At 37.5% G+C, this 13630-nt stretch carries 13 protein-coding genes; 8 read left to right on the top strand and 5 right to left on the bottom strand.

All coding sequences use genetic code 11. The annotated features are described in order from the left end of the window. Positions 1 to 27 precede the first annotated feature (27 nt). Both ABXZ32_RS14350 and ABXZ32_RS14345 read left to right on the top strand, forming a co-directional pair. Complete coding sequence (locus tag ABXZ32_RS14350) at positions 28 to 450, top strand: secondary thiamine-phosphate synthase enzyme YjbQ (protein WP_354619380.1); 423 nt, start codon at positions 28 to 30, stop codon at positions 448 to 450. 52 nt (positions 451 to 502) lie between these two features. Then, positions 503 to 769, top strand: coding sequence for an EF-hand domain-containing protein (locus tag ABXZ32_RS14345; protein ID WP_354619379.1), 267 nt, complete (start codon positions 503 to 505; stop codon positions 767 to 769). A 57-nt stretch (positions 770 to 826) separates the two neighbouring features. On the opposite strand, the gene rplT is transcribed toward ABXZ32_RS14345, so the two are convergent. From rplT to thrS, 4 genes are all read right to left on the bottom strand, one after another. Continuing rightward, the gene (gene rplT, locus ABXZ32_RS14340) at positions 827 to 1171 is read right to left on the bottom strand and encodes a 50S ribosomal protein L20 (RefSeq protein WP_062053226.1); all 345 of its coding nucleotides are present in this window, start codon (positions 1169 to 1171) and stop codon (positions 827 to 829) included. A 95-nt stretch (positions 1172 to 1266) separates the two neighbouring features. Continuing rightward, positions 1267 to 1464 (bottom strand): 50S ribosomal protein L35, encoded by a 198-nt coding sequence (gene rpmI, locus ABXZ32_RS14335; protein ID WP_082591053.1) that lies wholly within the window; start codon positions 1462 to 1464, stop codon positions 1267 to 1269. A 120-nt stretch (positions 1465 to 1584) separates the two neighbouring features. Further along, entirely contained in the window at positions 1585 to 2139 is a 555-nt protein-coding gene (gene infC, locus ABXZ32_RS14330; protein WP_082591054.1) for a translation initiation factor IF-3, read from the bottom strand. 31 nt (positions 2140 to 2170) lie between these two features. Beyond that, positions 2171 to 4111, bottom strand: a complete 1941-nt coding sequence (thrS, locus tag ABXZ32_RS14325; RefSeq protein ID WP_354619378.1) for a threonine--tRNA ligase — start codon at positions 4109 to 4111, stop codon at positions 2171 to 2173. A 519-nt stretch (positions 4112 to 4630) separates the two neighbouring features. Here thrS and ABXZ32_RS14320 point away from each other — a divergent pair. From ABXZ32_RS14320 to ABXZ32_RS14300, 5 genes are all read left to right on the top strand, one after another. Then, positions 4631 to 5416 (top strand): hypothetical protein, encoded by a 786-nt coding sequence (locus tag ABXZ32_RS14320; protein WP_354619377.1) that lies wholly within the window; start codon positions 4631 to 4633, stop codon positions 5414 to 5416. A gap of 61 nt (positions 5417 to 5477) precedes the next feature. After that, positions 5478 to 6515, top strand: a complete 1038-nt coding sequence (locus ABXZ32_RS14315) for a substrate-binding domain-containing protein (protein WP_354619376.1) — start codon at positions 5478 to 5480, stop codon at positions 6513 to 6515. Positions 6516 to 6533: 18 nt separating this feature from the next. Beyond that, positions 6534 to 8057 carry a sugar ABC transporter ATP-binding protein gene (locus ABXZ32_RS14310; RefSeq protein WP_354619375.1) on the top strand — a complete coding sequence of 508 codons (1524 nt, stop codon included), beginning with the start codon at positions 6534 to 6536 and terminating at the stop codon, positions 8055 to 8057. Positions 8058 to 8068: 11 nt separating this feature from the next. Beyond that, on the top strand, positions 8069 to 9037 hold the full coding sequence (locus ABXZ32_RS14305; RefSeq protein WP_354619374.1) for an ABC transporter permease: 969 nt from the start codon (positions 8069 to 8071) through the stop codon (positions 9035 to 9037). A gap of 9 nt (positions 9038 to 9046) precedes the next feature. Further along, positions 9047 to 10549, top strand: a complete 1503-nt coding sequence (locus tag ABXZ32_RS14300; RefSeq protein ID WP_354619373.1) for a mannitol dehydrogenase family protein — start codon at positions 9047 to 9049, stop codon at positions 10547 to 10549. Between the two features lie 383 nt (positions 10550 to 10932). Here ABXZ32_RS14300 and ABXZ32_RS14295 read toward each other — a convergent pair whose 3' ends face one another. Continuing rightward, complete coding sequence (locus ABXZ32_RS14295) at positions 10933 to 12423, bottom strand: mannitol dehydrogenase family protein (protein WP_354619372.1); 1491 nt, start codon at positions 12421 to 12423, stop codon at positions 10933 to 10935. A gap of 213 nt (positions 12424 to 12636) precedes the next feature. Between ABXZ32_RS14295 and ABXZ32_RS14290 the strand changes: the two genes are divergently transcribed. Next, complete coding sequence (locus ABXZ32_RS14290; protein WP_354619371.1) at positions 12637 to 13362, top strand: NUDIX hydrolase; 726 nt, start codon at positions 12637 to 12639, stop codon at positions 13360 to 13362. Positions 13363 to 13630: the final 268 nt, after the last annotated feature.

Here is a 13630-nt window from a genome sequence, read left to right as displayed (position 1 = left end):
TTTGGGGAATAGGAAAAATAGGTCATTATGAAATTTTATCAATCAGAAATAAGTCTACCGCCCTTTAAAAGGGGCTTCCATATTATAACGGACCATATTGTCAAGGCTCTTCCAGAACTAAAAAGTATTGATCTGGGCATGTTGCAGGTTTTTATCAAACATACCTCCGCAAGTTTAACCATTAATGAAAACGCGGACCCTACTGTGCGATTGGATTTTGAGAGCCATATGAATGTGATGGTTCCTGAGAATGCCTCTTATTACCAGCATGATTATGAAGGTTCGGACGATATGCCGGCACATATTAAGTCTTCACTGATGGGAGTCTCGGTACAGGTCCCTATTACCAATGGAGCCTTGAATTTAGGAATTTGGCAGGGCATATATCTATGTGAGCACAGAAACCATGCCGGAGGAAGAAAGTTGGTGGTTTCTGCTTTTGGTCATTAGTGGATAAACCGAATATTCGTAAATTAGGGATACGTTATAAAATTAGTATACTATGGGAGCAAAAGAGGATATCTTAAATAAAATTCAAATCTTGATAACCAATCATTTTAAGACCCCTGAGGAAGCATTTGCATTCTTTGATAAGGATGGGGATGGTAAAATGACAAAGGGTGAGATTGTGGAGCTGTTAAAGAAAGCAGAGATCAATGGATTTATTCGGGGAATGGTGTCTGCCAAATTGGTTGAAGGCTACGATAAATCTGGCGATGAGCTCATAGATTGGCAAGAGTTTAAGCAGGCCATCGCGAAAATCCAGTAAATAAAAAATCCGATTCATATGAATCGGATTTTTAATAAGCGAGATATATTGTTAATGTTACTTTATTTGATTCACAACAGCCTTAAAAGCTTCTGGGTGGTTCATTGCCAAATCGGCTAAAACCTTACGGTTAAGCTCAATGTTGTTGGCTTTTACTTTCCCCATAAACTGAGAATAGGACATTCCGTGTAATCTAGCACCTGCATTAATACGGGTGATCCATAGGGAACGGAAAGTTCTTTTCTTGTTTCTACGGTCTCTATAAGCATATAACATTGCTTTTTCAACCGCATTTTTAGCTACTGTCCAAACGTTTTTACGTCTTCCAAAGTAACCTTTGGCTTGCTTCATCACTTTTTTTCTCCTAGCGCGTGAAGCAACTGAATTTACTGATCTTGGCATAATTTTAAGTTTTTTTGTAGTAGGCGTTCTGAATGTATTTCAAAATCTTTTTAAGGCCTAACTCCAGGGTTAATACTAATTACCGTAAAAAACGATTACTTTAAACGTAATTGTTCTTTAATGCTGTTAACATCCGCCTCGTGTACTAAAGTAGAGTGGGTTAACGCAAGCTTACGCTTTTTAGACTTCTTCGTTAGAATGTGGCTTTTAAATGCGTGCTTTCTTTTGATTTTACCGGTACCCGTAAGCTTAAAACGCTTCTTGGTACTGGATTTTGTTTTCATCTTAGGCATCTTGTTCCTATTTATGGTTTATCTCGCTTATTATCTTTGCTGTTGCCCCAAACATTGGGAGTCTCAACAGGTATATTTTGTTATGCTATATTGCTTTGGAAACTAAAAAGAAATACGTTCTTATTTCTTTGTTTTCGGAGCAAGGAACATCGTCATACGCTTTCCTTCCAATCTCGGCATTTGCTCAACTTTCCCTAGCTCTTCCAATTCGGAGGCCAGTTTCAGCAACAATATCTCGCCTTGATCTTTGTATACGATAGATCTTCCTTTAAAGAAGACATAAGCTTTTAGCTTTGCGCCATCCTTTAAGAATTTTTCAGCATGCTTCTTTTTGAACTCATAATCATGATCATCCGTCTGTGGACCAAATCTGATTTCCTTAACCACTACCTTAGTGGCTTTGGCCTTCATGACCTTTTCCCTTTTCTTCTGTTCGTAAAGAAACTTCTTGTAATCCGTAATCTTACATACGGGTGGATCTGCTTTTGGAGAAATCTCCACTAAATCCAACTCTAATTCTTCAGATTTTGCTAGTGCGTCCTTTAAAGAGTAAACACCCACTTCAACATTGTCACCTACCAAACGTACGTTTTGAGAGGTAATTGCTCTGTTGATATTGTGCGGATTCTTATTTTCTCTTCTAGGCTGTGGCCTAAATCTTTTTCGTATTGCTATGGCTAATATATTTTAGTTAAACATTAATTTTTTAAAACGACTTTAAGGTACTATTTATTTCATTAGTAACCAAGTTGGCGAAGTCTGTTAAGGAGATAGAGCCTAAATCATCGCCTCCATGTCTTCTAACAGAAATCGTGTTTTCCTGTTCCTCATTGTCCCCTACAATCAGCATAAACGGTATCTTGTTCATTTCTGCCTCTCGTATTTTCTTGCCAACAGTCTCACTTCTCTTGTCTACAAGGGCGCGAATTTCGTGATTTTCTAGGGAATTTAAAACTTTTTGGGCATATTTTTCATGCTTCTCACTTATAGGCAATACAATAGCCTGTTCTGGGATCAGCCACAAAGGGAAATTTCCTCCAGTATGTTCCAGTAAAAGTGCAATGAATCTCTCCATACTTCCAAAGGGGGCACGGTGAATCATGACCGGTCTGTGCAATTCATTGTCACTGCCTTTATAGGTAAGGTCAAAGCGCTCCGGTAAGTTGTAATCTACTTGAATTGTTCCCAATTGCCATTGTCTGCCCAGGGCATCCTTTACCATAAAGTCCAGCTTGGGGCCATAAAAAGCGGCTTCCCCACTTTCAACAACAAAATCCAACCCTTTTTCTGTCGCAGCATTTATAATTGCATTTTCTGCTTTTTCCCAATTTTCAACCGATCCAATATATTTTTCAGGGGTATTGAGATCTCTCACGGATACTTGGGCCGTGAAATTTCCAAAACCTAAAGATCCCAAGACATATAGGGTAAGGTCAATAACATTTTTAAATTCTTCCGCCAATTGGTCCGGGGTACAGAATATGTGGGCGTCATCTTGGGTAAAACCACGTACTCTGGTAAGACCGTGCAGTTCCCCACTCTGTTCGTACCTGTATACGGTGCCAAATTCAGCAAAACGTTTTGGTAGATCTTTGTATGAATGTGGTTTGAAATTAAAAATCTCACAATGGTGGGGGCAGTTCATTGGTTTCAACAAAAATTCCTCATCCATTTTTGGAGTCCTGATAGGTTGGAAGCTATCTTCCCCGTATTTGGCATAATGCCCGGAAGTAACATAAAGCTCCTTCTGACCAATATGTGGAGTTACAACCATCTCGTAGCCTGCTTTCTTTTGGGCCTTTTTTAAGAAATTCTCCAAACGCTCCCTAAGGGCTGCTCCTTTCGGTAACCACAAAGGAAGGCCTTGTCCTACTTTTGCCGAAAAGGTGAACAGTTCCAATTCCTTGCCCAATTTTCTATGGTCTCGTTGCTTGGCCTGCTCCAATAGCTCCAGGTATTCTGTGAGTTCCTTTTGTTTTGGAAAGGAGATGCCGTAGACACGGGTCAACTGCTTGTTGTTTTCGTTACCTCTCCAGTAGGCACCGGCAACACTCAATATTTTTATGGCCTTGATGATCCCGGTATTGGGGATGTGTCCCCCGCGACAAAGATCGGTAAACGTATCATGGTCGCAGAAAGTAATGGTACCGTCCTCAAGATTTTCTATCAGTTCTACCTTATATTCATTTCCTTGTGCCTTATATTTATTTAAAGCTTCTGCTTTGGTTACGGCACGCATCTTATAATCATGTTTTCCGCGCGCTATTTCCAGGGCCTTTTTCTCTATTTCTTGAAAGTCCTTTTCGGAAATGCTGCGATCTCCAAAATCAACATCATAATAAAAGCCATTGTCAATAGCTGGACCAATGGTCAGTTTAGCGCCAGGGTACAATTCTTCCAAGGCTTGTGCCACAACGTGGGAAGAAGAATGCCAAAATGCTTTTTTTCCTTCCTTGTCATTCCATGTGTATAGTACTAAGGATCCGTCTTCTAAAAGTGGTGTGGATACTTCTATAACGGTGTCGTTGTATTTTGCAGAAATAACATTTCTGGCAAACCCTTCACTGATACTTTTTGCAACGTCCATTGGAGTGCTGCCTTTTTTGCTCTCCCTAATACTACCATCTGGTAATGTAACCTTAATCATATTTATGCAGAATTATAAGCTACAAAGATAGGGTCATCAAAAATACTTTCAATAACAATTATGATTCTTTTTTGTGCAGATACATGCAAAACTAATTGGGGTTGCATGGATATGTTCTGTTCGGATTGACCATGATTATTTTTTTGTAATCGACTTTGATTAAAATCAGAGCAAAGGTTTATGAATGGTATTTATGCAGTTTTATTGCATTTATAAACGTTTTACTTACGTTATATAGGTTACTAAGAGTTTGTATAAGGATGTCAATCATGTAAAAAAACTGGTTAAATGTTGATATATAGTTAATTAAATGTGTTAAAATTTATGAGGTTCAAATTTTTATTATATATTTGAGCAAACGTAATAATAACGTTTTATAATTAAACTGTATATCCTAAACCGTAATCCATGTATTTGTCCTCTGAAAAAATTCTCGAAGAAAGTGTGATTTATTCTGCAATGCCTTCATTGCGTAATGGCTTAAAAATTTACAGAATCGGGTTGTTATTAATTTTGTTAATGACTGTTGTTCCGCATTTGGCCGCTCAAGAAAATATTTACATACAAGATGAAGCTGATTCTTATAAGGCATTTAATGCAAGTGCCCATCTAAAAAATATGCATATATGGCATGGATTTGTGGTGCATCCAGGAGCTGTTTTTGCAACCAGTTTGGAATATAAGACTAGAAATGAAAAATTTACATTCGGTGCATGGGGCGGAGCAGGATTTTCTAGTATAGATGTCATAAACCAAGATTCAGGAGAATATATAAGTGCAGATTACAAAGAATTCTCATTTTATTCATCCTATAAGTTTTCTGAAAAATTTTTCATAGAGGCGGTGTCCCATAATAATTATACGGGGGTTGAGGAAAGGGGAGATGAGTTGCGCTATTGGAGTTATGATGTAACCCAGGGCTATAATTTTGTGGACCTTAATTTTGGATACACCTTAGGAGATCATACCTTGTTATATCTTGCTACCATTTTAGGAGGAGGGTCTGGGGATTACGAGGTTCTGGAAGATGGTTCCATGGAGAATTCTTGGACACACTACTTTGAAGTGAAAAGTAAGGTGTGGCAAAAGGATAATTATAAGTTATCCCTTTTTGCAGGAGGTGCATGGTCATTTTTTACAGATAAAACCTTCTATACCGAAGGTGCAGGAAATATTATAAATGTAGGGTTGGCCCTTAACAAAGATATTGTAATAGGCAGCTATAAAGTGCCAATAGAGGTTACAGCTATGTGGAATCCTGAAAAGGAGAAAACGGTATTGCAATTAGATATTATGTTGTTCTAATCATTAAAAATCAAACTCAACTAAAACTAGAATCCAAATGAAATTAAAAACCAATTTTCACATGAAGCACCTTATTAGGTCGCTCTTGGTTTGTACGCTGTTAATCCAGGCAATGGGCTGTGCAGAACCAATAGAAAAATCAAACAATAATAATGAGACAATTTCTGCCGAAGATGATCTGATTGTAAGCGCCATCGATCTTAAGGGAAAAACTATTGGCTATTGTACGCCTTCCTTAAATGCCCCTTATTACCAAGCATTATTGCAAAGTATTAAGGAGACTACAGAAAAAAATGGAATGACATTTTTATCTGCGGATGGGCAGGACGATATTAATAAACAGGTCGCAGCCGTGGAAGATTTAATCACAAAAGGCGTGGATGCGTTATTGTTGAATCCTAAAGATCCAGACGCTTTGGTCGGGGTAACAAAACTGGCCAAGGCTGCGGGTATTCCGGTATTTATTATAGACAGTTCCATTAATCCGTCAGCAGAATATGTTACAACGGTCCAATCCAATAACCTGGCAAATGGGGAATTGGCAGGAGAATGGTTGGCTGAAAGATTTGGAAATAAAAAAATGAACATAGCCCTTCTTAGTGGTAATGCCGGGAATCCTGTTGGTAAAACACGCAAACAGGGATTGTTGCAAGGGATTGCTGAGGAGCAATTAAGAAGCTTGGGATATATAGATTTAAATATAAGAACGCAGATGTATACAGATTGGTCCTATGCCGGTGGCCTTAAAGCAATGGAGGATATTTTGGTTGCACATCCAGATATAAATGTGGTAATAACCGAGTCTGATGTTTGTGTTTTAGGGGCTATTAAAGCAATTGCGCAAGCTGGCAAAACAGATGATATTCTGATTGTTGCGGGCGCTGATGGTCAAAAAGAAGCTATCAAATACATAATGGAAACAGATTTTTATGGTTGTACCGCGATGAATAGCCCGGTGCAAATAGGTAAAAACGCGGTGATGTACGCTATACAATATATGAATGGGAAGAGAGATTTTTCGAAAACTTCATATACGGCTCCTTTGCTTATTACCAAAGAAAATGCTGCTGAATATTATAATCCCAATGCCTTGTTTTAATCATTGATGATGACAGATATGAAAAATACAACAAGTGAATATAGGCTGGAGATGACCGGAATATCCAAAAGTTTCGGAATAGTGTCAGTCTTGGAAAATGTCAATTTAAAAGTGAAGGCCGGAGAGATTCATGCCTTGTTGGGCGAAAACGGAGCAGGGAAATCCACTTTAATGAAAATATTAAGTGGTGTGTATCAAAAGGATGCCGGTCAGGTTTTGCTGAATGGTGAGACAATAAATCCAAAAAACACACACGACGGTCAGGTGTTGGGAATTAATGTGGTGTATCAAGAACTATCATTGATAAATGATTTGTCGGTAGCAGAAAATATTTACCTACATAAACTTGGTGCCAGTAAGTTTTGGATGAATTGGAAACAAATTACCAAGGACGCACAAGAATTGATTGATTCCCTTGGTTTTGATATAAATGTTTCGGCCAAGGTTAGGAATTTGAGTATCGTCCAAAAGCAAGTGGTGGAAATAGCCAAAGCGATATCCGAGGATACTAAGGTCTTGGTTTTGGATGAGCCTACCACTGTATTTGATCCTACAGATACCCAAAAGCTTTTTGATAATTTATTCAAACTAAAGGAGCGTGGAATTTCTATCATTTATATATCACATCATCTTGAAGAAATTTTCAAGATTGCCGATACGGTAACAGTACTTAAAGATGGGGTTGACACTGGTAGTTTGCCTGTAAAAGATACAGATACTGATGGTGTTATTAAACTTATGATTGGCAGGGAACTAAAAGATTTGTATCCAACGCGCAATGTAAAAATTGGTGATGTTCCCGTATTTGAAGTACACAATCTAACGGCCAAAGATACTTTGGTTCACGATGTGACCTTCAATGTGAAACCAGGAGAGGTGCTTGGTATTGCAGGTTTGGGGGGTAGTGGCAGAACAGAAACGGCCAAACTTATTTTTGGTGCCCACAAGAAGAAATCTGGCAGTATTATTTTAAATGGAAAAGAGATTAAAACCAATACCCCGGTTGATGCTGTTGGCTATGAGATTGGTTTAGTGTCTGAAAATAGAAAGGAAGAGGGTGTGTTCTTACCATTGTCCATTCGAAAAAATATTAGTGTTACCAGTTTTAAGCCAATTTCAGGAAGGTTCGGATTTATAAGTGTTGATAAAGAATGCAAAAACGTTCGAAGTTTAATAGAGAAGTTAAACATAAAAACGCCCAGTTCTGAGATTGATGTGAAAAATTTGAGTGGTGGGAACCAGCAAAAAGTAGCCTTGGCAAAATGGCTTAGTATTGATAGTAAGGTAATTATTATTGACGAACCTACGCGTGGGGTTGATGTTGGTGCTAAAATAGAAATTTACCACCTTATCAATGAAGTGGCAAAAAAAGGTGTTGGTGTAATTGTGATATCGTCAGACATGCCAGAAATAATGGGTATTGCTGATAGGATATTGGTAATGCACGAAGGTACTATTTATGGGGAGCTACCTAAAGAAAAATTCTCCGAGGAAAACATACTTCGATACGCCATCGGAAAACCCTTAAAAATTAACTCTTAAAATATACAACAATGGCTTTAACTTTAAAACAACAACTAAGTAGTCCGGGAGGTGTGCTTCAGTTTTTAATAAAATACAATACCATATTCATATTCCTTTTGCTGGTGATATTTTCAGCAATAATTTCAGATGTCTTTTTTACATCTGTTAACCTAAGTAATCTTCTAAAACAAGTTTCCGGCATAGGTATTATTAGTATTGGGATGCTTATCGTAATCCTATCGGGAGGAATAGATTTGTCCGTAGGGTCCATGGTCGCTTTATTGGCCGTGACATTTGCAATACTTGTAAATATTTTCGCCCTACCACTGGCAATTCTTATGACCATAGCTATCGGCTTTAGTTTGGGAAGTGTATCTGGTTATTTGGTAGCATACCAGAAAATGGCCCCCTTCATTGCCACCTTGGCATTGATGACCGTTGCTCGTGGTATGGGATTTATCTATTCAAAGGGTTCTCCTATCACCTTCAAAACATACGGAGGTTTGTATATGTCGGACTTTGCGAACAATTCATTTTTAGGTATTCCAAATATTGCAATTGTATTCCTTGTCATTGTTATTCTCACTATGGTTATGCTGCGGTACAATGTCTTTGGCAGAATTATCATAGCGATTGGAAGTAACGAGGAGGCATCGCGCTTGTCGGGTATAAAGGTCAATAAATATAAATTTTTGGTCTATGCTATTTCCGGTTCTTTGGCGGCCATTGCGGCAATTATTGTAGCATCCAGAACAAATCTGGGATCTCCCAATATGGGAATGGCCTGGGAATTGGATGCTATTGCAGCTGTAGTTATTGGTGGTGCAAGTTTGAGCGGAGGTAGAGGTACAGCCATAAATACACTAATGGGTGTGTTGATTTTGGGGTTGATTGGTAATATTTTAAATCTTTTAAATGTTCCTTCCTATCCACAGCAAGTGGTAAAAGGGGGGATAATAATCTTCGCTGTTTTGTTACAACGTTTTGAAAATAAATAATAATATTTTATGGAAAGTATAAAGTTAAACACAGAAAATCTGGGCAGGATTGCGGATAGCGTGGCAATTCCATTATATGATAGGTCAAAGATCAAGGCTGGAATTGTCCATGTGGGTATTGGCGGATTTCACAGAGCACACCAGGCGTTGTACACAGATCAGCTGTTACATAAAAAAGGTAATGAAAACTGGGGGATATGTGGGGTGGCCTTATTGGATTTTGACAGAAAGATATACAATACGTTAAAGGAACAAGATGGGTTGTACACCTTAATAGTGAAAGAATTGGATGGGTCACTTACTACCACTGTTATAGGCTCCATTGTAGATGTTTTATATGCGCCTGAGGATCCTAAAGCTGTAATTGAAAAAATGGCCAGTCCTGAAACAAAAATAATTACACTTACCATTACGGAAGGTGGTTATAATTATAATGAGGCTACCAAGCAGTTCGATTTTTCAAACCCTTTGGTGCAGCACGACTTAAAACATCCTTCTGAGCCTAAAACAATATTTGGCTATTTAACCCAAGCATTAAAATTACGTAAGGAAAGAGATCAGAAAGGTCTAGCGTTACAGTCTTGTGATAATGTACAGGGTAATGGACATATATTGCAAAGCATGCTGCTCAGCTTTGTTGAAAAAGCAGAGCCTGGTTTGGTAGATTGGATCAAAAAAGAAATATCCTTCCCTAATAGTATGGTAGATAGAATTACTCCGGCAACAAGTTCGTTGGATGTTACTGCATTAAAAGATACCATGGGGGTCGATGATGAGTGGCCGGTTGTTTGCGAGCCATTTAAACAATGGGTTATAGAAGATGATTTTATAACAGGAAGACCAGCCTGGGAAGATGTTGGGGCGCAATTTGTGAATGATGTGGTTCCTTATGAAAAAATGAAATTGGCATTGCTTAATGCAGGGCATTCTGTACTGGGGATTTTGGGCGCATTAAAAGGGTATTCCACAATAGACCAAGCTGCCGGAGATATAAATATTGCTAGATTCCTTGGTTTATATATGGATAATGAAGTAACGCCAACCCTGGGAGATTTGGAAGGTGTAGATTTAAAGAAATATAAACACTCCCTAATTCAGCGCTTTGGAAACATATATATAAAGGATCAGATAGAAAGAATTTGTTCTGAAAGTTCCGCGAAACTTCCAATTTTTTTGCTCCCTACTATAACTGCTCAATTAAAAACAAGAGGTAATATAGATTTCGCTGCTTTTGTAATTGCGGCTTGGGCTATTTATTCGTTGGGATTGGATGAAAATGGCAATAAGATTGTTATCAAAGACGCTATTTCGGAGGTTTTACAAAAAAGAGCTATTGAGGCTAAGGAAAATCCAAAGACGTTTATAGAAATTGAAGGAGTATTCGGTGATTTAAAGAATGAAGCTTTGTTTGTGGAATCCTATACTACTTCCTATTACAATATAAAGAACAAAGGTTTGGAGGCGTGTATTGTAGATTTAAATAGCAAAATCTTAAATAAAATAAATGAGTAGTACAGTATGTTTTGGAGAGGTGTTGTGGGATAATATTCAAGTGTTGGAAATTGCTGAAAAGTTAATTCGATCATCAAATGCTTTTGTATTGGGAGTTTGGTAGCCAGGAATTAAACTTCTAAGGAAACTTTGTTCGCACTGTTGGAAATCTCAAAGTAAATTATTTTGTTGTTAACTTAAGGAAGCCATACTACCAAAAGGATGTCCTCCTTAATTTGATGAACAAGGCAGAGTTGATCAAGTCAAAGAATGAAGAAATATATAAGATAAGTCCAATGATAGCTGAAAACCAAGTAGAGCTTACGACGACTTCCTAAGATTCAATTCTAGTTGCATAGGGTAAACGTTCTTGAAAAATAAGTAATTCAAGAACGTTTATTATGTTATAACCTGCCTGAACTAAGTTGTTGAAGACTTTCTTTAATAGTTAAGGTTCTTAGTTTAGTTGTGTAGTATTTAAATCGATCAACCAAAGATTGGTGTTTGTGCAAGTCACCGAATATAGTAGATACTTCTAAAAAAGCTTCTGGTTTTACATGGGATTTCGCAGCAGCCCTTACAAGTTGATTGCTTAGTGAATCCATTATCTCATATGTATTTCCTTGATCATCTTCCCCGTCATAATATTTGCACCATGCCGCAATAAGGAAAGCAGAATTCTCGATATGGTCCTTTTTAGCCAATTGATCTTGAGTGGTGGGCAGAATAAATAATGGTATTTTAGAAGAACTTTCTTTGCAGATCCTAGAAAGTCTATCCTTTATATGTGCATTTTTAAACCGTTGTATGACTTCTCTTTTGTATGATTGAATATTCTGCTCCGAGGAGCCTACTAAATTATTAGCAACTTCTTTGTCAATAAACGCATTCAGAAAAAGAACAAAGTCTTCATCATTTGCAACTTCGTGTACATATTTATAACCATGGAGAGTCCCTAGAATCCCCAAAATTGAATGTCCGGCATTCAAGATGCGAAGCTTCATGTTTTCAAAAGGTTCAATATTTTTCACGAACTGAATTCCTGCTTTTTCCCAATCAGGCCTATCAAAGAGAAACTTATCCTCGATTATCCAGCTGCTGAAGGTTTCGCAAACAACTGGCCATTGGTCATAAATGAGATACTTTTTTTTAAGTAATTCAATATCTTCAGAGCTGGTAACCGTTGTAATTCTGTCAACCATGGAATTGGGAAAGCTGGTATTTTGCTCTAGCCAGGGAAGTAAGGAGGGTTCTGTTTTGGCTACATAATTGAAAAATGAGGATTTTATGGTATCTCCATTTTTTTTTATGTTGTCACAGGAAAGAATGGTGCATCCTGGTATTCCCCGGTTTTTGCGCAGCTTAAAAGCTTGGGTTAAATAACCAAAAACTGTCTTTGGGTTAAATTTGTTAAGAATGTCTTGTTCAACCTCAGGATGCGTCAAGTTAAATTCACCTGTAATTTCATTTAAATGATAGCCATCCTCTGCTATTGTAAGGGAAATAATTTTTATGTCCGGTTGTGCCATTCGTTCAATTGCTGCTAGCGGATTCTCTGGCCCGTAAAAGTATTCGACGATGGCGTCAATAATTTTGTACTCATGAATGCCATTGGTATTTTTAAAGATGGCGGTATAGAGTCCGTCTTGATCTTTTAGGATATTGTATATTTTTCTATCAGACTCTAGTAAATCAATCCCACAAATACCAAAGTTCAATTCATGGTGTTTTTCAATAAGTTCTTGCATGTAGGCAGCTTGGTGTGCTCTGTGAAAGTTGGTAACACCAAGATGTACAATGCTAGTTTTTATTTTATCACGATCGATGTTGGCTTTTAATGTACCACTAGGTAAGGAATATGTGTTTTCAGTATTTAAGTAGAGTAAATTGGGCATAGAAGCGTGTGGTAAATTAAAGTGTAAAATTATATCTTCCTTTTTTCTGTTTTTATATAAATATAGGTTGATAGGATCAATGGTTAAAATTACTAAAAAGAAAGTAAACATAATAAGGACAAGGGTAATTAGAAGTTAATATGATTCTATAGATTGATGTTGTATTCCTAGATTTTATAATGTATATATTTGTTTATCGCAGCCTAGTGTAAAATGGATTTTAGAAAAAGAGATAATGTAACTGTTGATTGTGTAATCTTTGGTTTGGATACCAATGGCCTGAGTGTTTTACTCCGAAACCGTACATTAAATATGTACGATGACGATTTTTTGGTAATTAATGATTGGGTGTTGACTGGTTATTATGTTTTTAAAAGTAAAACCCTTGAAGAATCTGCTGATCTCATATTTAAAGAGATTTCTGGGATACAAAGTGCAGATAAAATACAATTCCGCACCTATGGTAACCCCGGAAGGATTAAATCAGAGAAAGATTTATTGTGGGTCAGAAGTAGGGGAGTGCAAGCACAAACAATGACCATAGCCTACTACTATGCCTTGCCGTTGGAGAAGGTTGGTCTTAAGCACGAAGGATTTAGGTGGTTTCAATACCAGTCCTTGCCAGAATTAGGTTTTGATCATCAATTGATAATCCAAGACGCTTACGAAGATTTAAAGAAGAGGATCATGACCGAACCTATCATCTTTAACTTTCTTCCCATGAAGTTTACCTTAAATGATTTGCAGTTTGCCTTTGAGTCGGTTCTTAATATAGAGATAGATAATCGTAATTTCAGGAAAAAGGCAATGGGTAAGCCATATATAGTGCCCTTGAATGAAAAAAGAAAAGGGGTATCTAAAAAGCCGTCTAAGCTATATGTCTTTAGTAGGGATGTATATGATGCGGTCAAAGAAAAGGATTATATAATCAGTGTGTAGTCCTGTATTAGTTTCCATATACAATTCTTCCGAATTTAATTGAACCTGTAAATCCTTGTATTATAAGGTGTTCTGATGGGCACAAAAAAAAGTTGAAAAAAAGGCAAAAAAAAGTGTTGTGTTATTGTGGAAAGGTTGTAGGTTTGCAGCCCGAAACAACGCAGGTTGCGTAGGGAAAAGCGGTCGAGAGGCCATGTTCATTGAAGGTTCTGGAGCAGCGAAAAAGAAAAGGAAAAAGTTTTTCATTTTTTATTTGCGGGGAACAAAA

This window comes from Sediminicola luteus (assembly GCF_040566555.1).
Lineage (GTDB): Bacteria > Bacteroidota > Bacteroidia > Flavobacteriales > Flavobacteriaceae > Sediminicola.
Note: the sequence above shows the minus strand (reverse complement) of the source record. Positions and strands in the feature narration are given on the sequence as shown.